The sequence below is a fragment of the Micromonospora deserti genome (assembly GCF_003236335.1).
In the GTDB taxonomy this organism is placed as follows: Bacteria; Actinomycetota; Actinomycetes; order Mycobacteriales; family Micromonosporaceae; genus Micromonospora; species Micromonospora deserti.
This window is the reverse complement of the sequence record NZ_POUB01000028.1, coordinates 17,358-40,926: the sequence shown is the minus strand read 5'-3', so window position 1 is coordinate 40,926 and position 23,569 is coordinate 17,358. Positions and strand designations below refer to the sequence as shown.

Here is a 23,569-nt window from a genome sequence, read left to right as displayed (position 1 = left end):
CCCGCATGAAGACCTTCAAGATCCTGCGGGACTATCGCCGCGCCGCCAAAACATTGGCCGACACCGCTTCCGGCGTTGCCAACCTCCACAACATCATCCTCGCCGGATGACGCCGACACCGTTGAACGGCAACGCGTTCACCGAGTTACGAGACATCCTTTAGCCGCCCGGCGCCTTACCGACCGGCGCAGCCGGTGGCTGAACGACCTCGCCGCCAAGGTGCACGCGCTCGAAGAGCAGATCGGTGACTTCGCTGAGCTCACCAGCGAGGACGCGTTCATGGACGCGCTGACCACCGCCGCGCAGATCGCCGACCGCACCTCACGTGCCGAGAAGCTCGAGGCGTTACGCAACGCGGTCGTCAACTCCGTGATGCCCGACGCGCCGGACGTCGACACGCAGCAGCTCTTCTTCGAGATGATCGACCGGTTCACCCCGACCCACGTACGGATGCTGACGCTGCTCTCCGATCCGCCTGGCTGGTTCGACCGCCACGGAATGCCTCGGCCGGGTATCTCAATGGGCCCGAAGACCGCCATCATTGAGGCGGGTATGCCTGAGCTTGCCGGCCGCCGCGATCTGATTGACCGGTACGCCGGGGCGCTCACCGTCGCTGGCCTGATCAACCAGTCGATCAGCGGGATTATGTCGGCTGGCGGACTGTGGGTGCCGGCGACCGCGCCGCTCGGTATCGAGTTTCTAGCGTTCGTTGCCGACCCCGAGAGCAAGGTCGACTAGGCCGGGTCATGCCTGTACGGAAGCTACCGAACCTGTCACCGACCCGGGTGGTCGAACTACAGGACGCCCTCCTGGCCAACGCCGACCGGCTCCTGACCGCCGCACTCGCCGTACTCGACCTCGGCAACGTCGGTCTCGCGCGGTCGCTGGCCATCCTCGCCATGGAGGAATCGGGGAAGGCCATCGCCATCCACGAACGGCGGGTGGAGATGGCCTACGCACCGGAGGGTGAGCCGTTCGTGAACGCCCGACTGGAGAACCTGTGGGCAAGCCACCAGGAGAAGCTGGAACTGGTCCACCGCTTTCTGGCCGAAGGAGCGGTACTGGTTCGGCACCGAGCCCGCAGACCCGGAGAGGAACCTTGCCTACCTGGGAACCATCAAACGATGGACTCGGCGGCACGACGGTCACGTCCGCGCGGATGGTGTAGGAGACGGCCATCGCGGGATCCGGTTTGATGTTAGGCGGCGATCGGGGTCGGCTCGGTGTTGTCGGTGTCGTGTTGGTCGGTGTCGACAGTGATCGGGCGGGCTTTGGCCAGTAGTTCCAGGCCCATGTAGCGGCGGCCTTCGGTCCATTCGTCGGTCTGCTCGGCCAAGACGGCGCCGACGAGCCGGATGATCGACGGCCGGTTTGGGAAGATCCCGACGACGTCGGTGCGGCGGCGGATCTCCTTGTTCAACCGTTCCTGGGGGTTATTCGACCAGATCTGCCGCCAGATCTCGCGGGGGAAGCCGGTGAACGCGAGGAGGTCGTCGCGGGCGACATCGAGATGCTCGGCCGCAGCCGGGAACTTGGCTTCGATGGTCGCCACGACCCGGGCGAACTGGGCGCGGACGGCGTCGGCATCGGGCTGGTCGAAGATCGTGCGCACCAGAGTGGCGATCCACGGCTGCGCGGACTTCGGCACCTTCGTCAGCAGATTCCGCAGGTAGTGGGTGCGGCATCTCTGCCAGGACGCTCCGGGCAGGGCGGCGCCGATCGCGGCCACGAGACCAGCGTGGGCGTCGGATATCACCAGACGGACACCGGCCAGGCCGCGGGCGGTCAACGACCGCAGGAACGCCAACCAGCCGGCGCCGTCTTCGTCGGAGGAGACATCGAGGCCGAGGACCTCGCGTTGACCGTCGGCGTTGATACCGACGGCGATCAGCGCGTGAACATTGACGGTCCGGCCGGCTTCGCGAACCTTCATCGTCAAGGCGTCCATCCACACGAACGTGTAGTGCCCGCTGTCGAGGGGCCGGTTGCGGAACGCCTCGACCTGCGCGTCCAGGTGCGCGGCCATCTCCGAGACCTGCGACTTCGACAGCTGCCGGATCCCGAGTTGCTCGACCAGCTTCTCCACCCGCCGCGTGGACACTCCTAGCAGGTAAGTGGTGGCCACGACCGACACGAGGGCCTGCTCGGCCCGCCGGCGGTGCGTCAGCAGCCAGTCGGGGAAGTACGAGCCCTGACGCAGCTTGGGGATGGCCAGGTCGATCGTGCCGGTACGGGTGTCCCATTCCCGATGCCGGTAGCCGTTACGGGAGTTCACCCGCTCGTCGCTGCGCTGCCCATACGCCGCGCCGCAGATCGCATCCGCCTCGGCGGACATCAACGCCTGCGCGAACGTCTTGACCATCGCCTGCAACACGTCCGGCGACGCACCCTCGATCTGCTCGCGCAGCAGGTCAACAGGGTTCACACTCTCAGATGCGGCCATCGCGTTCCTCTCCTTCAATGACTTAGCCGTCTCGAAGGATCACGCGGTGGCCGTCTCCTATCTACGCAACACGCCCATCACGGGCAAGTCGTACACCACTCCAGTGGACGCAACCGGCACGACAAGCTGAAGCAGCGCGGCTTCTACGTAGACATCGACCGTGCGGGGGCTGCACTCAAACCCACGGGCGTCTCCGATCGAGAATCGCTGGTCGATGTCATCGGTCATGTCCACCAGATCGGCTGGCAACTCCGGCTTGGTGAGCACATCGAGGCCAAACAACAGGCTGAAGAAGCGCGAGGCACTCCGCCCACGACCGAGGCCGAGATCGAGGAGATGCGTGAGATGTTCTCAGGCATTCCGGGCTTGGCCTCGGACGAGGAGTTCTACGACTCCATGCGGCAGGGACGAGAAGGCCGAAAGTTGAACAACGACGGCTACCGACTCCACTTGCCAGAACCCGGGAGCAACCCTTTCCAGAACCTGGGCAAGCGGGGCTACGAAGCCGAAGCCCGGGAGCTGATGCGGCTGGCCGAGGAGTCGGACCGGCGGGAGGGCCAATGAGCACGGAAATCCTCGCCATCATCGGGGCCCTGACCGGCGTGGTCGGCGCTCTGACCGGTGTCGTCTCACTGGCCTGGCAGATCCTCGTCCACCGCCGCTCAGGCCGCCTCGTCTCCGTCACGTCGGCCTACATCATGCGGCTCTATGGGCCACCTCACGCCCCCGAGTACGACGACGACCAAGTGGCGATCATCGTCAGCAATCGCGGAGGAGCACCGGTCACGGTGACCAACTACGGGGTGGCCATGGGCGGTAAGGGCTCCAAGAAGAACCTCTTCGTCACGAACCCACCCGCCTGGGCCACCAGCCTGCCCGCAGCTGTTGCGCCCGGCGGGGAGCCAGCCCAGCTTCTGGCCCCGGTCGCGGACCTGATGAGGGTTCACGAGGAGCACGGCATACCGTTCCGCAAGATGCGCCCGTGGGTCGACCTGGGTGACGGCCGCCGGGTCTACTCCAAGAAGGCGGTCCCGCTGAGGTAGTTCAGGGGGGGAAGGGCATCATGCGATTGACTCGTCGCTCAGTGGCCGATGTGTGGCGCACAGCTAAGAGAACGCAGAGCGGGCGGCGAGCCAGTGGGGGTGGCTCGCCGCCCGCTCTCGTGCCAGCGTCGGGTCGCCGGCCTCCTAGGACGGTCTAGGGGGTGTGCGGGGGACCTCCGGGTGCCGGCATCGGGCCGGCGCGAGAACCGATGAGTGCGATGTAGCGATCGCTGCTCTGGGTGTAGGGTGCCAAAACTAGATTCCGGCTGCTGACCTGCGGTTCAAGGATTCGTTCAGGCGGCCCGGTGGTACTCGTTGATGGCTCCTCCCAGCCGTCGTTGGCGTTGGACGACGCCGTGGATCGGCACAACGACCTCCGGGTCGTGGTTGGGTGGCAGCTGCCCGCGTCCTTGGTGCGGCCGATGATCATTGAAGTGTCGGACGTATTCGGTGAGGACCGTCCTGGCGTGCCGCTGGCCGTAGATGAGGAGGTGGTCGGTACATTCCTCGCGCATGCTGCGGCCCCAGCGCTCCACGAAGCAGTTGGCCTGGGGTGTGCGAGGTGGCGTCTTGACCACCTGCACGCCCTCATCAGCGAGCACGGTGTCGAACGATGTGCCGTACTTGGTGTCTCGGTCGCGGATCAGGAACCGGAACGCCCCGGCTCCTTTTCTGAGGTCCATGACCAGGTTGCGGGCCTGTTGGGTCACCCAGGCCTGGGTCGGGTGTTCGGTCACGCCGAGCAGGTGTATCCGGCGGGTGGCGATTTCCATGACGACCAGTACGTACAGCCGGCGCAGCCACACGGTATCGACGTGGAAGAAGTCGGCGGCCAGCAGGCCGGTGGCCTGGGTGCGCAGGAATGTGCGCCAGGAGGTGTCGGTGTCGCGGGGTGCGGGGCCGAGGTGGCCACGGGCCAGGATTCGGCGGATGGTGCCGAGGCCGACGCGGTGGCCTAGTCCGAGCAGTTCGCCTTGGATTCTCTTGTGGCCCCAGCGGGGGTTGTCCCGGGCCATCCGGCGGATGAGTTTGCGGATCTCGTCGCTGACGGGTGGTCGGCCGCCGCGGTGGGGGTAAGTCCAGCGGCGTCGGACCAGCCGGCGGTGCCACGCTAGCAGCGTCGCCGGGGTCACGATCCGATGGGCGCGAACCGCGCGGGGCAGCCGCCGGGCCAGCGCGGACAGGATCGCCCGGTCTGGCCAGGACAGTCGTGGTCGGCCGTGGACCTGACGGCGTAGCACCGCGACCTCGTGACGCGGCGCCAGTAGCTCAGCGAGCACCGCGCTGTCACTGCGGGCCACGACGAACAGGGCGTCAAACACGCGGATCGCGACCAGATAGATCAGTTGGAACACCATGACCATCAAGGTGCGCCAGCCAGGCTGGGGACCAGCTCACAGCGCGTGCGACACGTATTGGCATCGTACAGGCGGACCGGGCCGATCAGGAGCCGGACGCTCGACATGCGAAGCGTCGATGCGTTGCTAACTAGAGGTGAAAAATTTAGGCCCACTCAAGAGTAAGGTCAATGACCGTGATCAAACGGTTATCTTCGCTGACGCCTAGGCGTTGAGCAGGGAATTCGGATCGCTCGACAGTGCGCGACGCTGGCAGCGTCAAGATCATATAACGATTATGTTTCGGGGGATTGACCGACCAGGCCGCCGCGCGTCTACTTTCTCACTACCAGTTAGCAACTACTTGGCCTGGTCACGAGGGTGGGGATGAACGAGCGACGCACACCGGTTCAGGACGTTCGGCGGCTGCACCGCGGCATGGTCCTGCGGAGCCTGCGAGACGGGGGCCCCCAGCCCCGTGCCGAGCTCGCCCGCCGGCTTGGCCTGTCCGCCACCACGATGACCAAGGTCGTCGGGCAGTTGCTCGACGAGGGTGTCGTCATCGAGGCGGAGTCCGAAGGGGTCGCCGCCCGGGTGGGGCGGCCATCGGTGGACGTCCGGCTGAAGGCGGACGCCCGCCAGGTGATCGGCATCCATGTCGGGGCCGGTGCCGTCCAGCTCGGGCTCTGCGATCTTACCGCGCGCGCGGGGCACACCAGCGCATTCACATACGACCTGGCCGAGCGGCCGGAGCGGGTGGCGGCCCGGGTCGTGGACGCGGCGATCGACCTGCTGGCCCGTGCCGGCCTGCCGCGCGGCCAGCTCCTCGGTGTCGGCGTGGCTGCGCCGGGCCCGGTCGACCCTGCCCACCGGGTCAACGTACTGTCGGTAAACCTCGGCTGGCGGGACGTGCCGTTCAGCGACATCCTCGAGCGGGAGCTGGGCGCCGCCACAGTCGTCGACCACAACGTGCGTTCCATGGCGTTGGCCGAGGCGCGGTACGGCAAAGCCGCCGGCGTGGACCCGTTGTTGTACGTCCACGTGCGGTTCGGTCTCGGTGCGGGCGTGGTGATCGGCGGTCAGCCGTTCCGTTCCGGCCCGTACGGCGTCACGGAGCTGGGCCACCTGCGGGTGGTCGAAAAGGGCCGCCGGTGTGCGTGCGGTGCGGTTGGCTGCCTGGAGACCGTGGTGTCCGAGCCGTACCTGGTCGAGCAGCTCGCCACGGTCCTGGGCCAGGAGTCGACCCGCCCGATGCGGGACCTGGCTCGGCTCGCCGACGGCGGCGACGAGCGCGCGGTGTCCATTTTGGATGATCTGGTCGACTACCTCACGACGGGCCTGGCCAGCGCGGTCAACCTGCTCAACCCCGAGCTGATCGTCCTCGGCGGGATCTTCGACGCCGCGCCGGACACCGTGTTCGACAAGGTTCGCTCGGTCCTGCACGACAAAGCTTTCCCGATCCTACGGGACGTGGTCCGGGTGGATCGCTCGACGTTCGGGATCAACGCCGGTGTGGTCGGCAGCGCCGCCGTCGCACTCGATCGCTTCTTCTACAACCCCTAGGAATGATCGATGAATCGTGTGTACGCCCCGCTGCCGACGTTCGACCCGCTGGCCGGCGACGTCATCTTGAGTCCGGAGAAGGCCGAGGCCGGCTACTGGGTCGGATGCGCCGGCGTCCTTTACGACCAGGGCCGGTTCTGGCTGACGTACCGCCAACGCCGGCCGCGCGGCGCCGAGGCCGAGCGCGGCTGGCGGTGCGCGGTGGCGGTCAGCGACGATGGCGTCGACTTCAGTGACGTGTGGTCGGTCCACAAGGATGAGCTGCGCTCGTCGTCGATGGAGCGGTTCTGCCTGCTGCCCGAGGGCGATGGGTACCGGCTGTATCTGTCCTATGTGGACCCGATTGACAACCGGTGGCGGATCGACGCGCTGAGCGCCAGCGAACCGTCCAAGTTCGACATCGCTGCTGTCCGTCCGGTGCTCACCGCCGCCTTGACCGGCACCGAAGGCGTCAAGGACCCGTACGTCGTCCAGGTCGGGCCGGTTACTTACATGTTCGTCAGCTACGCCGCCGCGCTGGACGGCATCGGCGCCGCCGCCCACTCCACCGGGGATATCTACAACGTGGGCGCGACCACCCACCCGACCGGCCTGGCCACCAGCACAGATGGCGAGCGCTTCGACTGGCACGGCCAGGTGCTCGGGGTAGGCCAGGGCTGGAACCGTTACCAGGCCCGGCTCAACAGCGTGGTGCCGATGTCGGCCGGCGGCTACGTCGGCTTCTACGACGGGTCGGCCTCGCACGATGAGAACTACGAGGAGCGGTGCGGGATCGCGGTATCCGCGGACCTGTTCACCTGGCACCGGCTCTCCGACGAGGGGCCGTGGGTCACCTCCGGGCAGGCCACCGGGTCGGTGCGTTACGTCGATGCGCACATCATCGACGGCCAGTGGTGGATCTACTACGAGATGACCCGCGTCGACCTGGCCCACGAGCTTCGGCTCATCCGTGTCCCGGCGGCCTAGGGGGCAGGCTATGACATCCACGATCCCTGTGCGCGGCGCCCCGCCCGGCGCAGTTGCGCCACCGGGCCGGCCCAGGACCGGGCGACGGCGCGGCGACCGGACCTCGCTGCGCATGCTCGCGCTCAACGTGGTCGCGGTCGCCGTCGGCCTTGGCGTGTGGGCCGGACTGGCTCGTGCCGGTGTCGAAGGGCTGCCAGGCCCGGTGGCGGTTGCGCGCCGAGGCTGGGAGCTGATCGAGAGCGGCACCCTGTTGAAGGACACCGCCGCGAGCCTCAGGCGGGTGCTCATCGGCTTCCTGCTCGGCAGCCTTCTCGCGATCCCGGTCGGTTTCCTGATGGGCTGGTACGTGACCGCGCGCGGCCTGATCGAGCCGTACGTGCAGTTCTTCCGCACCATCCCCCCGCTGGCCATCATCCCGCTCGCGATCGTGCTGCTGGGCATCGGCGAGACGCCGAAAATCTTCGTCATCACCCTGGCCGCGTTCCTGTCCAGCGTCATCAGCACCTTTCAAGGCGTGGTCAGCGTCGACAAGACACTGATCAACGCGGCCCGGGTCCTCGGCGCGCGCGACGGGGTGACGTTCCGGCGGGTGGTCGTGCCGGCCTCCTCACCGTTCATCCTCGTCGGGATGCGGATCGGCCTCGGCTCGGCGTGGGCCACGCTGGTGGCCGCCGAGCTGATCGCCGCGCAGCAGGGCGTCGGCTACCGGATGCAGCAGGCGCAGCTTTACTACGACCTGCCCACCATCTTCGTCGGACTGATCACCATCGGCGTCCTCGGGCTGATCATGGACCGGATCCTGCTGCTCATCGAGCGACGGCTGACCCGTTGGCAGGAGCGCCGATGAACACCAAGATCTCCTTTCAGCAGACCAGCTGCGCATTCCCGGTCAACGGCGCCACGTTCGTGGCCGTAGACAGGGTCAGCCTCGACATCGCTGACCGCGAGGTGGTCACCGTCGTCGGCCCGTCCGGATGCGGCAAGTCCACCCTGCTCAACATGGCCGCCGGCCTGGTCAACCCAACCGGCGGAGACGTCTACGTCGACGGGACGCCGGTGCGCGAGCCCGGCCCGGAACGCGGTGTGATCTTCCAGCAGTACGCCCTGTTCCCCTGGCTGACGGTGCGGGCCAACGTCGAGTTCGGCCTCACCCTCCAGCGGGGTGTCGGCCGGGCCGAGCGGCGCCGCCGCGCGCAGCACTTCATCGACCTGGTCGGGTTGACCGACTTCGCCGACGCGTTACCCAAGACGCTGTCCGGCGGCATGCGGCAGCGGTGCGCGATCGCGCGCGCCTACGCCGTGAACCCGAGCATCCTGCTCATGGACGAGCCGTTCGGCGCGCTGGACGCGCTCACTCGCGTTCAGATGCAGGACCAACTGTTGCGGGCCTGGAGCGCCGAGCAACGCACCATCATGTTCATCACCCACGACGTGGACGAGGCCGTCTACCTGGCCAACCGGGTCGTCGTCATGGCCGCCCGCCCCGGCCGTATCAAGGAAATCATCCCGGTCGAGCTCCCGTACCCCCGCTCTGAGGCGCACCGCCTCTCGCCGGAGTTCGCCAAGATCCGTAATCGCGTCTGGCACGCCGTATATCACCAGACGCCGGAGGAGGAACCAGCGACATGAGAAACATCAATAGACGAGCGTTCCTGGCCAGTTTGGTCGCCGCCGGCGTCGTGGTCGGCACCGCCGCCTGCGGCGACGACAGCGGCGACGGCAACACCGGCAGCGGCGAGCTGCAGGAGGTCAACGTCGGCTACATCGCCGACTTCAACGGCGCCAGCTTGGTCGCCGTCGCCCAGGAGCAGGGCCTGTGGGCCAAGCACGGGCTCAAACCCAACCTCAAGGTCTTCACCAACGGCCCCTTGCAGGTGCAGGCGCTCAACGCCGGCGACCTCGACTTCGGCTACCTCGGACCGGGCGCGCTCTGGCTGCCGGCGTCCGGCCAGGCGAAGGTCATCGCGGTCAACTCGCTCGGCCTGGCCGACCGGGTCATCGCCAAGCCGGGCATCACCTCGATCGCCGCCCTCAAGGGCAAGACCGTCGGCGTGCCGGAGGGGACGTCGGGTGACATGATCCTGCGGCTCGCGCTCGCCCAGGGCGGTCTGAGCATAGACGATGTGAAGAAGGTCGCGATGGACGCCAGCACGGTCGTCACCGCGTTCGGGTCCGGGCAGATCGACGCCGCCGGCATCTGGTATCCGCTGGTCGGCACCATCAAGAAGCAGGTCCCGGATCTGGTGGAGCTGGCCAAGAACGAGGACTTCCCGCAGACCAACTTCCCGACCGTCTTCGTTGCCCGCAACGAGGTGGCCGAGGGCAAGAAGGACCTGACCAGCAAGGTGGCCGGCCTGATCCGGGAGGCCAACGACTTCCGGGCCGCCAACCTCGAGCAGACCATCGCGGCGACGGTGAAGCTGACCCAGGGGCCGGAAGCGAACTTCAAGGCCGAGGCGGAGAACGTCCGGTTCTTGACCAGCACGGAGATCGACGCGGCCACCGCCGACGGCTCGGTCAACAACTGGTTCAAGAGCCTCAACGAGCTGTTCGTCTCCTTCGGCAAGCTGCAGACCGCGACCGACCCTGCCACCTACTACCTCGGCGACGTCTACACGTCCGCAAAGTAGGCCCAGCGGGCCGCCGGTACGTTCTGGCACGGCGGCCCACCGATGATCGGAGGGAGGACCATGGTGCGCCGATTCCGGACCGCCAGCGACGAGCTGCGCGAGGTCGGCACCGACCCGGACTACCGGTTCTCCCTGGCCAACGAGCGCACCATGCTGGCCTACCTACGCACCGCCCTGGCACTCATGGCGGCCGGTGTCGCCCTGCTGCAGGTGTTCGAGCACCCATTGGACACCGCGGCCGGTGCCGTTCTCATGGGCGCCGGTATCGCCGTGGCCGGCAACAGCTACCGTCGGTGGCGGCGCGTGGAGGAAGCCCTGCGCCGGGACGAACCGCTGCCGTTCAGCCGGGTGCCAGCGGGGGCGGCGGCGGTCCTGGTAGCGGTCGCCGCCATCGTCCTCGTCGGCCGGGTGTGGCAGCCATGAACTCCGGGCAGCCGCACCGTGACCCCGGCCTGCAACCGGAGCGGACCCTGCTGTCCTGGCGGCGCACCGCCCTCACGGTCGCCGCGGGCGGCGCGATCCTGCTGCGCTACGCCACCCCCCAAACCGCACCAACCGTCGCGGCGGCCGGCGCACTGGCCGCCGCGGCGCTGGCCACGGTGCTCTGCGGGCGTTCGCGCGCCCAGGCGCACCGTGCGGGCCAGCTGGGCGCGCCAGCCCCAGAACTCGTCCTCGGCCTCGTCGCCGCCACCATCCTCGCCGGCGCCGCGGCCCTGACGCTCGCCCTGCTGGCCTAGCCACACAGCGAATCCGCGCAGGGCCCCGCGGGCGAGCAGCGTTCCCCCACTCGCCGCCTGGCCGGGCACCTCTGGGTGCCGCGTGCCCGGCGGACCGTACCCCACGTTCGGAGGCACCGAATGGATCGACCGCGGATTTCCCGACGAGGACTCCTGGCCACTACCGGGGCGGCGGCCACCGCGGCCGCGATCCCGAGCACCGCCTGGGCCGGTGGCCGCAACCCGGCGGGCCCGGGCCGCAAGGACGGCCGAACATCCTCTGGCTGGTTAGCGAGGACAACAACCCGTACGTCGGCGCGCACGGCGACCGGCTGACCCAGACGCCCACCATCGACACCCTGGCCCGGGACGGGGTGCGCTACCGCAACGCGTTCAGCGTCGCCCCGGTCTGCGCCCCGTCCCGGTTCGCCCTCATCACCGGCGTCTGCCCCGAGCGCGTCGGCCCGGCCGAGAACATGCGGGCCAGCAGCACCCTGCCGCAGTTCATGAAGGGCTTCCCGGAGTACCTGCGCCAGGCCGGCTACTACTGCACCAACAACAGCAAGACCGACTACAACACGACCATCGACATGGCCGCCACCTGGGACGCCAGCAGCGGCTCCGCGCACTGGCGAAACCGCCCCGAAGGCGCCCCGTTCTTCGCCGTCTTCAATTACCTGACCACGCACGAGTCATCGATGTTCACCGCCCCCGCCGGTCCCACAGACCCGGCGTCGGTGCGGGTGCCGGCGTTCCTGCCGGACACCCCGAATGTCCGCAACGACCGCGCCCACCAGTACGACCGCATGGCCCAGATGGACGCGCAGCTGGCCGCCCGGCTGGCCGAGCTCGACGCCGACGGGCTCGCCGAGGACACCATCGTGTTCTACCACGGCGACAACGGCGGCGTGATGCCGTGGAGCAAGCGGCACGCCAAGGACAACGGCCTGCGGGTCCCGCTGATCGTCCGATTTCCCCGTAAGAACTCCTAACGATCTCGTGCGCAATTACGTGGGGTGTGTGAGCTGCGGTAATCTGCGTTCGGTTACCAGGTGATCATGCGGTCGGACACCAGCCCTGCGACGGCGTCGATGGTCTCGGGCAACAGTTCACGCCGCCCGGTGAAGCGCTGGAGTTGCCGCCACCATTTCAGTTCGGCGATGGCGTGCTCGACCGGAATCCGTAGTGACGACTGCCGTTTACGGTCGGCCTCCCATTGAACCTGCCGGGCCGGTGGTGCGCCGGGACGTAGCTTCAACGGCGGCGCGGTTACCTGGCCCGGATGGTCTTTTGCCAGCCCTTGGTAGCCGGCGTCGACCAACACCTTCACCTGCGGATAGGCGTCCAGCAAGGCATCAATGCCCTCGACCCGGGCGGCGGTGGTGTCGTGCATCCGGCCTGGCCGGTGTCTGCCGCACCACAGCGTCGACCCGTACTCATCGGCCACGACGGTGGTCTTGATCGTGTTCTGCTTCACCTTGCCCGACACGAACGCCTTCCCCCCGGGCCGCCCAACGCGCGGGCGACGGACCCGGATCTCGGTGGCATCCAGCCGCAGCGTCACGCCCTCCGCGGCGGCGTAGGCGAACACGTCCGCCAAGGTGTGTAGCCGTATCCCACTCGGGCGGGCGCACCCTCGACCGGCCAGCAACGGCCGGACCTGCCCGATCGCCCGAGTCACCGTGGAGCGGTCCACCCCGAACGCCGCCGCCAAGGCCTCATGCGGCACACCCAACCGCAGATGAGCAAGGGTGAGCACCAGTCGGTCGTTGAACTCCAGGACCAGCCTCCGCCCGGCACCGGCTGCCCGCTGGCGGTCCCCACCCCGACGGGCGTACAACCGGCCTTCCTGTCCTGCCAGCCACACCGGATACAACTCGGTTCGTAGGAGATGCAGATGCCGGCGAGAGATCCCAATGAACGCGGGATGGCTGAACACACGACGAGCCCACCGCATCGACACCCGAAGATCATCACCCATGCCGGACCGGTGCACCAACCGTCCTATTGCGCACGAGGTCGTTAAACTCCGAGGTACGTAGCTTGCTGGCGGCGGTGGGGTTGTGCAGACACCAAAGACCGAGGATGCACGTCTCCATCGAGGTGCGCGCCAACAGCGCTGCAGCCTCCCGCTGGCGGGTCCGTACTGCACGTCGCGTTTCGCGCTGCAGCCACAGCAACCGCAGCAGCGCCAACTGCGCGAAATCCAAACCAGTCGCGGTCGTCTCGTCCTGCGGCCAGGGGATGCGGGTAGCCAGTTCGCGGGCACGGCTCCGGACGCGGGCGCGGCGCAGCAAGTCGGGATACGGCAATACACCACGAAGGACCATTCGGGCGATCACCAGCACGATGGGTGTCACAGTCGAGAGCATGGCAGCTCCACCATGCTCCGACCTCGCAATTTCGCCTGGGTCGGCCCATTCTGTCGTACCGGGCCGGCAAGATGTGGTCATGCCGATCCGGCAGAGGTAAGGAGCGACTGGACCACCACTGCTGCTGTGGCCTGCTGGGGACAGCAGCCCCGTGCCCACGCTGCGCACACCAGGCGCTCTGGATCTTGGCTTTACTGCCCGTGAACCGGTCACCTCTCGAGTTGCGTCCGTCAACGCCGTAAGCGTCCGATGATCATGTTCGAAGGCCCTCGTGTGCTGTGCCGTGCTACGGCACGAGTGACGGAAATCTGACTTACCGCTCAGGGCGGCGCGTAAGCCGAGTTGCCGATAGTGTCACTCGCGGCATTTAGCTGATGTCGTTTGGTAACCGCAGCGGATCGCCTTGGGGGTTTGATGGCACCGAGCAGACGTTGGGCAGTCCTGATCGGAGTCGACCAGTGTGGCTGTGACGTCCAGTTGCCTCCGCTCCATTATGCCGAGAGTGATGCGCTCGCGCTGCGGGACGTGTTGCTGGACCAGGAAATCGGCACCTTCGACGACGATGCGGTGAAGATGTTCGTCGGTCCCGAGGCCACCTGGCGCGAGATCAAGGTGTTTCTCCGTGATCTGGCACTAGAGTCCGCGCCGTCGGACGTCCTGTTTGTCTATTTCGCCGGACATGCGTTGGTTCCGCAATGGAGCGATCAACTCGACGCCTACCTGGTCACAGCTGACCTCAATCCCGGCACGCTTCCCCGCGAACCCGACAACGGGTTGCGGATGTCCTTCCTCAAGCGGGATATCTTTGACGCCTTCGCAGGCGCCTCATTCCTGGTGCTCGACTGTTGCCATGCAGGCCTCTACGCCGATGCGGACCGGCGCAACATCAAAGTTCTGCAGACTTACGCCGAGGCGGTGGACCGGCCCCGGCACAATGCTCTGCTCGCCTGCCCCAGTGGATCGGTGGCCCGGGAGAGCACCGATTATGGGCACGGGACGTTGACCCACCACGTGTTGCGGGCGTTGCGGGGCAGGGCAGGCGACGAGGCGGGACGGGTGTCGTTCGCGCAGATGGCGACGTTTGTGGCCGAGCAGGGTATGGACCCGCCACCGGTGCATACGGCGCACGTCTACGGGGCCACCACGGTGCTGACCCAGCCGCCCATGTCCCGGCACGACCGCCAAGCACTCAGTAGCCCGGCAAACCCCGGCATCACGCGCCCTTGCCTCAACCCACTCGAGGACCAGACAAGCTCGATCCGGCAGCTACTGGGCCGGATGTTCCGCGCGGACATGCGCTCAGCGCACCAGTCTCAGCAGGGCGAACGCGACGGACGCGTAGAACTCATCCGGCACGCGCTCGACGCGGGATCGGCCGCGGTCGTGGAGTTCGTCGGCAGCAACTTCGGCGTGGTGAACCGAACGGCACGATTCGACAAGGACACGCTGTCGCCAATGCTTGAGCTCGCGGCCGTCGACGCGGTAAAGCATCCGAGGGCGACACCCGGATACGTTGTCTCGCACGGCGTCGGCCGCCAGATGCTCTGCGTGCCTCTGTCATTTGCCGGCGACCGTACCCTCACTCTTGCCGTGGTCGACCCGGCACTTGCCCAGCTAGATATGGGTGAACCGCTGGCCGTCATGCTTCGCGCGGTCTGGGATTCCGATCCGGTGGCCGATCCTCTGCAGTCGGAGATGACCGTCCTGACCGCCCTGCGCACCTCTTTCGGCCGACTGCCACTCAAGCTGTACGACGATGCCTTCAGCCTCTACCAACAGCTGATCGGGTCGATGATCATGGTGTTTCAACCGGTCGTCGAGCTGGACCAACGTGCGACCGGTGTCAGCGTCCAGAGCTTCGAGGCGTTGGCCCGCCGCAGCGACGGTGAGCTGCGCGCTCCCTGGTCCGCGCTACGGATGGCTCACGACTGGGGCGACCGTTTCATCGTCGAACGCGATGCCATCCTCGTAACCAAGGCAATCCACTCCTACGCCGAGGCCGACGCTGCCTCCGGATGGCAGGGAACCAAGCCGTTGTCGGTCAACGTGGCGGTTCGCTCGCTGCTCAGCGACGCGTACATCAACCAGGTGAGCAAGGCGCTCGCCGAGGCAGGGCTGCATCCCCGAACCCTGACACTGGAGATCTCCGAGCAGGACCCGATCACACCTGAGCCGGGCGAGCGATGGCCGCAGGAGCCCCTGGTTTACTTTCACAACCGGCTCACCACGCTCGCGAGGGAGCTGCGGATCAGCTTCGCGGTCGACGACTTCGGAGTTGGCTACGCATCGCTGGCTCGTATGGCTGAGCTGCCGCTCACCCAGATAAAGGTCGACCGGGCGATTCTGCACCACCCCATGGCGTTGGAGGAACTCACGCTCGTGGCGCAAGTCGCTCGCTACGCCAGCGATCAGGGACAGACCGGGCAGCCAAGGACGGTCATCGTCGAGGGCTTCGACGATGACGCGCCAGTCAGTCTGTACGAGATTTTCCGATTGGGCATCCATCACGTGCAGGGTTACTTCAGCGGTGCGGTCGCCTCGACCACGCTGCGCGAACTGGACCCAGCCGTGCAGGAACGTATCGCATCACTCGTGAGAGGGGAAAAGTGACGAGCGTCAAGCTACTGCTCCCGCCGGAAGTGATCGAGGAACTCGATCTGCCCTATGAGGGGGTTCGTGACGGCGGTGCCATTACCATGGCGATCGAGGGGATTGCCGTGCTGGCAAGCCTCGCGACCCTGGCCACGCTGCAGCCACAGGCGGAGGCGCTGGTTACCGCGATACGCAACTGGCGTCTTCGCAATCATCAGAAGCCGGCGGTGCTGACGGTCGAGGGGGCAAACATCAGCCTGCGGATCGAGCTACCGCCCAACGTCAACCGAGCGACCCTGCTTCGGCAACTTGAACCACTGCTCGACGAAGACAGCCCGTAGACGCACCACCTCCCAGAGCCAGTGCGACAGAGCAAAGCCCTGACCGGCGAGATGCTGGTCAGGGCTTTGACCATTTTATTAACCTGACCTCACCCGCGGAGGCCGTTGACTCGAACTTCGAGCCCGCCCACAGCGTGGTGGAGGCTGGCCTCCGCCGGTGGGCGCTGTCCGACGACGAGCTGGCCCTGCAGTTCACCGAGGATGCTGCCAGGGAGTTGGAGATCCCCGACGTCGATGGTTGGCTGCGGTTCCGGCTTGCGGTAAGGCCGGCGGCGCGGCGTAAGCTGCGGGCCGGGCTGGAGAGGATACTCCAGCTGTTCAGTTGACGGCCCTGCGCGCCTATGGGTGCGTCCTTCGCGGCAGATGCGGACATCGACTTTCCACCGACTGTCGGACACTATTGGTAGGTTCGCCCTTGCTGATGGATGCTGGACCAGGTTTGGGGACGCTTGTGGCTGGGTCACGTCCGCGCGGATGGTGTAGGAGACGGCCATCGCGGGATCCGGTTTGATGTTAGGCGGCGATCGGGGTCGGCTCGGTGTTGTCGGTGTCGTGTTGGTCGGTGTCGACAGTGATCGGGCGGGCTTTGGCCAGTAGTTCCAGGCCCATGTAGCGGCGGCCTTCGGTCCATTCGTCGGTCTGCTCGGCCAAGACGGCGCCGACGAGCCGGATGATCGACGGCCGGTTTGGGAAGATCCCGACGACGTCGGTGCGGCGGCGGATCTCCTTGTTCAACCGTTCCTGCGGGTTATTCGACCAGATCTGCCGCCAGATCTCGCGGGGGAAGCCGGTGAACGCGAGGAGGTCGTCGCGGGCGACATCGAGATGCTCGGCCGCAGCCGGGAACTTGGCTTCGATGGTCGCCACGACCCGGGCGAACTGGGCGCGGACGGCGTCGGCATCGGGCTGGTCGAAGATCGTGCGCACCAGAGTGGCGATCCACGGCTGCGCGGACTTCGGCACCTTCGTCAGCAGATTCCGCAGGTAGTGGGTGCGGCATCTCTGCCAGGACGCTCCGGGCAGGGCGGCGCCGATCGCGGCCACGAGACCAGCGTGGGCGTCGGATATCACCAGACGGACACCGGCCAGGCCGCGGGCGGTCAACGACCGCAGGAACGCCAACCAGCCGGCGCCGTCTTCGTCGGAGGAGACATCGAGGCCGAGGACCTCGCGTTGACCGTCGGCGTTGATACCGACGGCGATCAGCGCGTGAACATTGACGGTCCGGCCGGCTTCGCGAACCTTCATCGTCAAGGCGTCCATCCACACGAACGTGTAGTGCCCGCTGTCGAGGGGCCGGTTGCGGAACGCCTCGACCTGCGCGTCCAGGTGCGCGGCCATCTCCGAGACCTGCGACTTCGACAGCTGCCGGATCCCGAGTTGCTCGACCAGCTTCTCCACCCGCCGCGTGGACACTCCTAGCAGGTAAGTGGTGGCCACGACCGACACGAGGGCCTGCTCGGCCCGCCGGCGGTGCGTCAGCAGCCAGTCGGGGAAGTACGAGCCCTGACGCAGCTTGGGGATGGCCAGGTCGATCGTGCCGGTACGGGTGTCCCATTCCCGATGCCGGTAGCCGTTACGGGAGTTCACCCGCTCGTCGCTGCGCTGCCCATACGCCGCGCCGCAGATCGCATCCGCCTCGGCGGACATCAACGCCTGCGCGAACGTCTTGACCATCGCCTGCAACACGTCCGGCGACGCACCCTCGATCTGCTCGCGCAGCAGGTCAACAGGGTTCACACTCTCAGATGCGGCCATCGCGTTCCTCTCCTTCAATGACTTAGCCGTCTCGAAGGATCACGCGGTGGCCGTCTCCTATCTACGCAACACGCCCATCACGGGCAAGTCGTACACCACTCCAGTGGACGCAACCAACGCCCCAGCCGGCCACCCAGCGTTCAACTGCAACCGCGCGGATCGCGGCACGTGCGGATGCGGGTCCGGCATGCGCGGGTGGTCCGCGCCCTGTCTGAAGCATGAGCGGGCGGCGGACCAGACGAAGCACGATACGAACCAGTGAGCAGTAGTAGTCGGCGATTCGCTGCCGGGTGAACGGGCGGCGCTGCGGGACTACTGTTGCTCCGCATGACCCACGTCGAGATCGAGATCACCGCGGAGCTGGTCCGGGATCTGGTACGCGACCAGCACCCCGACCTCGCCGATCGCCCGGTTCGGCTGGGCGCGCGTGGATGGGACAACCAACTTTGGCGGCTCGGTGACGACCTGGCCGTCCGGCTTCCGTGGGCGACCGGGTCCGCGGACGTGCTGCTGCGCAAGGAGTACTCCTGGCTGCCCACGCTTGCCCCGCGCCTTCCGCTGCCGATCCCCGTCCCGCAACGATTCGGCGAGCCCTCCGAACGGTTCCCTCGGCCCTGGCTCATCACCACCTGGGTTCCGGGCACACCCGCCGACCAGATCCCCGTCACGCGTGCAGCAGACGCGGCCAAAACCTTGGCCACTTTCCTGACCGCTCTTCACCAACCCGCCCCCAGCGTCGCGCCCGCAGGCCGGGACCGCGGCGGGCCACTGGCCGGCCACGCCGAGGGATTCGCCAAGGCGGTCACCTCCGCCACCGAGCGAGGGCTGATCCACGACCCGGACGCCGTTCGCGCCGTCTGGCACGACGCGGTCGCCGCGCCTCAATGGATGGGCCCGGCACTATGGCTTCACGCCGACCTGCACCCGGCCAACGTCCTCACCGCCGACGGCACCTTCTGCGGCGTGATCGATTTCGGCGACCTCTGCGCGGGCGACCCAGCATATGACCTCGCCGCCGCGTGGCTCCTGCTACCGGCCGACACCACCGACCACTTCTACGCGGCCTACCAGCCGACCCCGGACACCGCCACCATGCGCCGCGCCCGCGGCTGGGCGATGGCACGCGCCCTCGGCGGCATCCTCATCGGCGACGCCGGCATCCACGGCCGCCCCGGCGGCAAGCCCACCTGGGGCCCACCCGCCCACGCCGCCCTGCAACGCCTCATCGCCACAATCCGCTGACCCGGCGATCGCCAATGCGTCCGACAAACGGCGCGATCAACCATCCGCACAGCGGGTGGACACCATCGGACTGACCCGCATCTACGTGCTGTTCCTGATGGAGATCGCGACCCGGCGACTCCACCTACTGGGCGCCAGCACGAACCCGACCGGTGAGTGGGTGGCGCAGCAAGCCCGCAACCTGATGCTGGACCTGGGGGAGCGGGCCAACCGGGTTTCGGTTCCTAATCCGCGACCGGGACGCCAAGTACACCGCCATGTTCGACACCGTGTTCCACGCGGAGGGTGTCGAGGTGCTCCGGACACCACCCCAGGCACCCCGGGCGAACGCGTTCGCGGAGCGCTGGGTACGCACGGTGCGGCGGGAATGTCTGGACCGGATCCTGATCTACAACACGCGACATCTGCTCGCCGTGCTGCGCGAATACCTAACGCACTACAACCAACATCGTCCGCATCAGGGCCGCGGGCAACGCCCACCTGACCGAGGCGCGGTCCCAGCGCCGGTGACCGACCTGGGTGCCGTCCGGGTACGGCGCAGGAAGTTGGTCCAGGGGTTGATCAACGAGTATGAGCAGGCCGCGTAGCCGAAACCGAGTTCTCGCACGGGACAGGTCGTCACGGGCCGCGTATCGAAAGAAACCTTGTGGTCAGGTACTCCGATGCCTAAGCTAAAGCGCCTTAGTTGTTGTGGAGGGGGGAACCCTTGCCGAATCTTGTCGGAGGTACGCGTGCTTCATGGTCGGTCGTTCACGGCGGTCGCAGTCGCGGTCGCCCTCGTCGTCACACTGTTGCCATCGTCGGCGACCGCAAGTGACACCCTGCCGTGGGAGGGCGTCGCGGCGAAGGGCGCCAACCAGCCCTACCAGCACGGCTACACCAGTGCCGATCTGCTGCGCTGGACGCCGGAGTCGGACCTGTTCGGCGACATGACCCGCGCCCGAGTCCCGCTGCAGCCGCGCGTCGCGCCGCTGAAAGCCACCCAGGCTGACCCGAACCTCGACCCGGCGGTGCAACAACTCACGCTGGCCGGGGACTATGGCAACGCATTCTTCGAGAGCTACCCGTACAACAACGAGTTCAGCGCCTATCTGTTCAACTACTGGCAGTATACCGACTACTACGCCGCGTGGCACGGTATGCCCACAGAGGGCGTGCCGGAGAAACTGTACGATCCAAAGCTGGACTGGCGCGAGAAGTGGTTCGAGTTCGGGATGCTCAACCTGCCCAACTCCGGGTACACCAACGCGGCGCACAAGAACGGCGTGAAGTCGCTCGGCTGCATCTTCTTCTCGGAGAACGACCGCGGCACGCAGACGTACACGGAGATGCTCGTCCAGGACGAGAACGGCGACTACCCGGTCGCCCGCAAGCTCGTCGAACTGGCCCGCTGGTACGGCTTCGACGGCTACTTCATCAACCAGGAGGAGCCGTCCGTCGCGGTTGCCGACATCCCGCGCTACAAGGCGTTCCTCAAGGTGCTCCGGGACTCCGGGCTCTACGTGCAGTTCTACGACTCGGTCGACACGATCACTGGCCTGCGGGTGTACCAGAATGAGTTCAACAGCCAGAACAGCCCGTTCGTGCGGGATCCGGAGCTGGGCGACGTCAGCGACTCCATGTTCCTGAACTACTGGTGGAACAAGAGCAAGCTCACCTCGTCCCGAAACCACGCGCGGTCCCTCGGGCTCGACCCGCGCAGGGCGGTGTTCGCCGGCCTGGAGGCAGGCAAGGACCAGTTCAAACAGCGGTTCAACCTGGACGACAACCTCGACGCCGATGGTGTGCCGATGAACGGCATCGCGACGCTGGGTGCGGACTTCGTGCACTCGGACATGGCCGACAAGGAGAACGACGCCAAGCAGTGGCAGGCGTACGACCGGGAACGGCGCTGGTGGACCGGTAGCTCCACCGGCGGGGCCGACGACGCCGCGAACTGGAAGGGCATTTCGTCCTACATCACCGAGCGGTCCACGATCAGCGGCACTACCTTCGACACCACCTTCAACACCGGTCACGGCCTCGAGTACGTCGAGAAGGGTGCGGTGTCGAACCCAGCCGAGTGGTCGAACATCAACATTCAGGATCATCCGGTTACCTGGCAGTGGAACATCTCCGCGTCTGGGGACGGCACGCCGGTGCTGGGCGTCGACTACGACTACGGTCCCCGGTACACGAAGGCCGACCGGTTCTCCTACCAGCAGGTGGGCGCCTATCAGGGCGGCAGCTCCCTGGTGCTGACCGGTGACCTGGCCGCGGACAACTACCTGAAGCTCTACCGCACGAATCTGTCGGTGACCGACAAGTCGAAGCTCGGGATCACCTACCGGAAGGTCTCGGCCGACGACGCATCGCAGTTGCGCGCCGCCGTCACCTTTGCCGACGATCCGGACACCGTGGTGCACCTGCCGATCGAGGCCTCGGGCGCGCGGACCGGCTGGACCAAGGCGTCGCTCGACCTGTCGCCGTACGCGGGGCGCACCATCGTCACGCTCGGCCTGTTCGTCGCCGCCGGGCCGGCCACCATCGAGAACTACCAGCTGAACGTGGGCCGGATGACGCTCACCGACGGCGAGTCGCATGTGCCTCCCACGCCGACCGGTTTCCACATCCGCGCGGCGCTCACCGGCACCGACGAGCTCGAACTCGGCTGGAACCTGGACGACTACGACAGGGTGGCCGAGTACGCCGTCTACGACAATGGCGTGTATCTCGGCGGAACCTACGACGACGTCCTTTACGTCAAGCGGTTCACCGGGCAGAAGGGCACGCTGGAGCTGCGGGCCGTCGGTCACGACGGCAGCGTCAGCGAGCCTGCGATCATCCGGTACGACTTCCGGAGAGCGCCGGGCGACGTCAAGGCCACCACGGCGGCTGACGGCAGCGTGACAGTGACCTGGCCGAAGGCTGCTCCCGGCGCCCGGGTACGGCTGGAATCGGCGTACTCCGGCACCCGCATCGTCCGAGAGGTGACGTCGACGGATGCCACCTCAGCGACCCTGACCCGGCTGCCGACAACCGGTGGGCACTACCTGGTGACGGTCAGCCACAGCAGTGCGACACCGGTCTCCTACCGGGGTGAGTTCGCTGACACGCACGTCGAGGCGTACCCCGCCGCGCTGGTGACCGTCACCGGAAACTTGTTTCGGTTCCGGACCCCGTCGACGGCGGACTGGTACAAGTTGCACGTCAAGGAGGACGGCGTGGCGAAGACGTTCGCCACCACCTATTCGTCCGGCGCGAAGCCGTACATCATCCGGGGGCGTACCACCCTTGCGGCGCTCACGGTCATGATGGACCGCCTGGACTCAGAGGTCACCGTCACGATCGAGGATTACGCCGGCAACACCACCACCACGGTTGTGCGCGCGGCCTTGGCCGAGCGGCTGAGCGAGGGTGGGCTCCGTGTACCGTAGGGGCACGCCGCGATCGCCCGAGTCGTCGGATCCGCGCCCGTACCGATGAGGATCTATGCCGCCGCGCCGCACCCGACCGACGTTGAAGGATCTCGCCAAGCGTCTGGGGATCTCCGAGTCGGCCGCATCGTTCGCCTTGAACGGGCGTCCCGGGGTCTCGGAGCAGACCCGCAAGCGGGTCCTCGCCTTGGCGGAGGAGTTGCAGTGGTCACCGCATCACGCAGCGCGGACCCTGTCCGGCATCACGTCGATGACCGTGGGCTTCGTGCTCACCCGCGACGTGCAGGAATTCGGGATGGAGACGTTCTATCTGCGGTTGCTGACCGGTGCGCAGTCCGTGCTCAGCGATCGTGGATACGGCCTGCTGTTCCAGATGACGCACTCGGTGGACGAGGAGCTTGCCGTGCTGCGTCGCTGGAGCGAGGAGCGCCGGGTTGAGGGTGTAATCATCAGCGACCTGCGCCGCGGTGATCCGCGCCCTGCGTACCTGCGGGATCTGGGCCTGCCGGCCGTACTGGTCGGCGGGCCCGACCCAAGGAAGCTGATACCGGGCGTCACGGTCGATGACGGTGCGGCGATCCGGCTGCTCGTCGAGCACCTGCGGGACACCGGACACCGGCGCCTAGCCTACGTCAGCGGGCCGGCTGACCTGCTCCACGTGCATCGCCGGATCATCGCGTTCCGGCGTGCAGCGGATGGGATCATGGCCGAGCCGGGGGTTATCGGCACGGACTACAGCGACGAGCAGGGGCGGGCTGCCGCCCAGCGGTTGGTGCGCGCCGCTGATCCCCCGGACGCAGTGGTCTTCGACAACGAGGTGCTGGCGGTGGCCGGCGTCCGGACATTGAACGGCGCCGGCCTGTCCGTGCCAGCCGACATCTCCGTGGTCAGCTGTGAGGACTCCGCGATCTGCATGGCCTTGCAGCCGGCGCTGACCGCCGTGCAGCGCGATCCGACGGTCTTCGGCGAGACGGTGGCGCAGAAGCTGCTCCGGCTGGTGCACAACGAGCCGGAGCCGGTCGTCGAGGCGCAGCAGCCCACGATAGCGATCAGGGAGAGCACGCGGCAGCGTTGACGCCAGTCGACGGACCGGGCCGTTCCCTGTGCTTCGCCGTGACCCGCGAGCGGAGCCACCAGGTGTGGAGTCGTG

Annotated in this window: 24 protein-coding genes and 3 pseudogenes; 21 read left to right on the top strand and 6 right to left on the bottom strand. The window is 67.1% G+C overall.

The window, feature by feature from the left end; genetic code table 11:
• The 3 genes and pseudogenes from C1I99_RS07125 to C1I99_RS07115 form a co-directional block, all read left to right on the top strand.
• Positions 1 to 110, top strand: a pseudogene (locus C1I99_RS07125) (IS5/IS1182 family transposase); the annotation flags it as partial.
• 169 nt (positions 111 to 279) lie between these two features.
• Positions 280 to 738: a hypothetical protein gene (locus C1I99_RS07120; protein ID WP_146603913.1), complete on the top strand. Its 459-nt coding sequence runs from the start codon at positions 280 to 282 to the stop codon at positions 736 to 738.
• Positions 739 to 785: 47 nt separating this feature from the next.
• Positions 786 to 1,196 carry an AbiV family abortive infection protein gene (locus C1I99_RS07115; RefSeq protein ID WP_199562030.1) on the top strand — a complete coding sequence of 137 codons (411 nt, stop codon included), beginning with the start codon at positions 786 to 788 and terminating at the stop codon, positions 1,194 to 1,196.
• 2 nt (positions 1,197 to 1,198) lie between these two features.
• Here C1I99_RS07115 and C1I99_RS07110 read toward each other — a convergent pair whose 3' ends face one another.
• Positions 1,199 to 2,443 carry an IS256 family transposase gene (locus tag C1I99_RS07110; protein ID WP_111133381.1) on the bottom strand — a complete coding sequence of 415 codons (1,245 nt, stop codon included), beginning with the start codon at positions 2,441 to 2,443 and terminating at the stop codon, positions 1,199 to 1,201.
• Positions 2,444 to 2,569: 126 nt separating this feature from the next.
• On the opposite strand from C1I99_RS07110, the pseudogene C1I99_RS35175 reads away from it, so the two are divergent.
• From C1I99_RS35175 to C1I99_RS07095, 3 genes and pseudogenes are all read left to right on the top strand, one after another.
• Positions 2,570 to 2,626: pseudogene (locus C1I99_RS35175) on the top strand (hypothetical protein); the annotation flags it as partial.
• Positions 2,627 to 2,788: 162 nt separating this feature from the next.
• Complete coding sequence (locus C1I99_RS07100) at positions 2,789 to 3,007, top strand: hypothetical protein (RefSeq protein WP_146603912.1); 219 nt, start codon at positions 2,789 to 2,791, stop codon at positions 3,005 to 3,007.
• Positions 3,004 to 3,486 carry a hypothetical protein gene (locus C1I99_RS07095; protein WP_111133394.1) on the top strand — a complete coding sequence of 161 codons (483 nt, stop codon included), beginning with the start codon at positions 3,004 to 3,006 and terminating at the stop codon, positions 3,484 to 3,486. Before C1I99_RS07100 ends, C1I99_RS07095 begins: the two co-directional genes overlap by 4 nt.
• Positions 3,487 to 3,779: 293 nt before the next feature.
• Here C1I99_RS07095 and C1I99_RS07090 read toward each other — a convergent pair whose 3' ends face one another.
• Positions 3,780 to 4,844: an integrase core domain-containing protein gene (locus C1I99_RS07090; RefSeq protein WP_111133403.1), complete on the bottom strand. Its 1,065-nt coding sequence runs from the start codon at positions 4,842 to 4,844 to the stop codon at positions 3,780 to 3,782.
• Positions 4,845 to 5,210: 366 nt separating this feature from the next.
• Between C1I99_RS07090 and C1I99_RS07085 the strand changes: the two genes are divergently transcribed.
• The 8 genes from C1I99_RS07085 (at position 5,211) to C1I99_RS07045 (ending at position 11,690) form a co-directional block, all read left to right on the top strand.
• Complete coding sequence (locus tag C1I99_RS07085) at positions 5,211 to 6,386, top strand: ROK family transcriptional regulator (RefSeq protein WP_111133393.1); 1,176 nt, start codon at positions 5,211 to 5,213, stop codon at positions 6,384 to 6,386.
• A 9-nt stretch (positions 6,387 to 6,395) separates the two neighbouring features.
• Positions 6,396 to 7,352: a glycoside hydrolase family protein gene (locus C1I99_RS07080; protein ID WP_111133392.1), complete on the top strand. Its 957-nt coding sequence runs from the start codon at positions 6,396 to 6,398 to the stop codon at positions 7,350 to 7,352.
• Between the two features lie 112 nt (positions 7,353 to 7,464).
• Entirely contained in the window at positions 7,465 to 8,199 is a 735-nt protein-coding gene (locus tag C1I99_RS07075; protein WP_111133391.1) for an ABC transporter permease, read from the top strand.
• Entirely contained in the window at positions 8,196 to 8,981 is a 786-nt protein-coding gene (locus C1I99_RS07070) for an ABC transporter ATP-binding protein (protein ID WP_111133390.1), read from the top strand. Before C1I99_RS07075 ends, C1I99_RS07070 begins: the two co-directional genes overlap by 4 nt.
• Positions 8,978 to 9,982, top strand: a complete 1,005-nt coding sequence (locus tag C1I99_RS07065; protein ID WP_111133389.1) for an aliphatic sulfonate ABC transporter substrate-binding protein — start codon at positions 8,978 to 8,980, stop codon at positions 9,980 to 9,982. Before C1I99_RS07070 ends, C1I99_RS07065 begins: the two co-directional genes overlap by 4 nt.
• Before the next feature lie 63 nt (positions 9,983 to 10,045).
• Positions 10,046 to 10,405, top strand: coding sequence for a YidH family protein (locus C1I99_RS07060; RefSeq protein WP_233512381.1), 360 nt, complete (start codon positions 10,046 to 10,048; stop codon positions 10,403 to 10,405).
• Positions 10,402 to 10,719, top strand: coding sequence for a DUF202 domain-containing protein (locus C1I99_RS07055; RefSeq protein ID WP_111133387.1), 318 nt, complete (start codon positions 10,402 to 10,404; stop codon positions 10,717 to 10,719). Before C1I99_RS07060 ends, C1I99_RS07055 begins: the two co-directional genes overlap by 4 nt.
• Positions 10,720 to 10,730: 11 nt before the next feature.
• Complete coding sequence (locus C1I99_RS07045) at positions 10,731 to 11,690, top strand: sulfatase-like hydrolase/transferase (RefSeq protein WP_325049195.1); 960 nt, start codon at positions 10,731 to 10,733, stop codon at positions 11,688 to 11,690.
• Positions 11,691 to 11,743: 53 nt separating this feature from the next.
• On the opposite strand, the gene C1I99_RS33840 is transcribed toward C1I99_RS07045, so the two are convergent.
• The 3 genes and pseudogenes from C1I99_RS33840 to C1I99_RS33835 all read right to left on the bottom strand — a co-directional run bounded on the left by C1I99_RS33840 (position 11,744) and on the right by C1I99_RS33835 (position 13,058).
• Complete coding sequence (locus tag C1I99_RS33840; RefSeq protein ID WP_233512380.1) at positions 11,744 to 12,289, bottom strand: transposase family protein; 546 nt, start codon at positions 12,287 to 12,289, stop codon at positions 11,744 to 11,746.
• Positions 12,290 to 12,340: 51 nt separating this feature from the next.
• Positions 12,341 to 12,655, bottom strand: a pseudogene (locus tag C1I99_RS34990) (helix-turn-helix domain-containing protein); the annotation flags it as partial.
• A 16-nt stretch (positions 12,656 to 12,671) separates the two neighbouring features.
• Positions 12,672 to 13,058, bottom strand: a complete 387-nt coding sequence (locus C1I99_RS33835; protein WP_233512379.1) for a hypothetical protein — start codon at positions 13,056 to 13,058, stop codon at positions 12,672 to 12,674.
• Between the two features lie 426 nt (positions 13,059 to 13,484).
• On the opposite strand from C1I99_RS33835, the gene C1I99_RS07030 reads away from it, so the two are divergent.
• The 3 genes from C1I99_RS07030 to C1I99_RS07020 all read left to right on the top strand — a co-directional run bounded on the left by C1I99_RS07030 (position 13,485) and on the right by C1I99_RS07020 (position 16,329).
• The gene (locus C1I99_RS07030) at positions 13,485 to 15,680 is read left to right on the top strand and encodes an EAL domain-containing protein (protein WP_111133384.1); all 2,196 of its coding nucleotides are present in this window, start codon (positions 13,485 to 13,487) and stop codon (positions 15,678 to 15,680) included.
• Positions 15,677 to 16,003 carry a hypothetical protein gene (locus C1I99_RS07025; protein WP_111133383.1) on the top strand — a complete coding sequence of 109 codons (327 nt, stop codon included), beginning with the start codon at positions 15,677 to 15,679 and terminating at the stop codon, positions 16,001 to 16,003. Before C1I99_RS07030 ends, C1I99_RS07025 begins: the two co-directional genes overlap by 4 nt.
• A gap of 134 nt (positions 16,004 to 16,137) precedes the next feature.
• On the top strand, positions 16,138 to 16,329 hold the full coding sequence (locus C1I99_RS07020) for a hypothetical protein (RefSeq protein ID WP_111133382.1): 192 nt from the start codon (positions 16,138 to 16,140) through the stop codon (positions 16,327 to 16,329).
• Positions 16,330 to 16,516: 187 nt separating this feature from the next.
• On the opposite strand, the gene C1I99_RS07015 is transcribed toward C1I99_RS07020, so the two are convergent.
• Positions 16,517 to 17,761 (bottom strand): IS256 family transposase, encoded by a 1,245-nt coding sequence (locus tag C1I99_RS07015; RefSeq protein WP_111133381.1) that lies wholly within the window; start codon positions 17,759 to 17,761, stop codon positions 16,517 to 16,519.
• A 327-nt stretch (positions 17,762 to 18,088) separates the two neighbouring features.
• On the opposite strand from C1I99_RS07015, the gene C1I99_RS07010 reads away from it, so the two are divergent.
• From C1I99_RS07010 to C1I99_RS06995, 4 genes are all read left to right on the top strand, one after another.
• A complete protein-coding gene (locus C1I99_RS07010) occupies positions 18,089 to 19,003 on the top strand; it encodes an aminoglycoside phosphotransferase family protein (RefSeq protein ID WP_111133380.1) in 915 nt (304 codons plus the stop codon).
• Positions 19,004 to 19,260: 257 nt separating this feature from the next.
• Entirely contained in the window at positions 19,261 to 19,590 is a 330-nt protein-coding gene (locus C1I99_RS07005) for an integrase core domain-containing protein (protein WP_233512378.1), read from the top strand.
• 144 nt (positions 19,591 to 19,734) lie between these two features.
• Positions 19,735 to 22,419 carry an endo-beta-N-acetylglucosaminidase gene (locus C1I99_RS07000; RefSeq protein ID WP_199562027.1) on the top strand — a complete coding sequence of 895 codons (2,685 nt, stop codon included), beginning with the start codon at positions 19,735 to 19,737 and terminating at the stop codon, positions 22,417 to 22,419.
• Positions 22,420 to 22,501: 82 nt separating this feature from the next.
• Positions 22,502 to 23,494, top strand: a complete 993-nt coding sequence (locus tag C1I99_RS06995; RefSeq protein ID WP_158554025.1) for a LacI family DNA-binding transcriptional regulator — start codon at positions 22,502 to 22,504, stop codon at positions 23,492 to 23,494.
• Positions 23,495 to 23,569 lie beyond the last annotated feature (75 nt).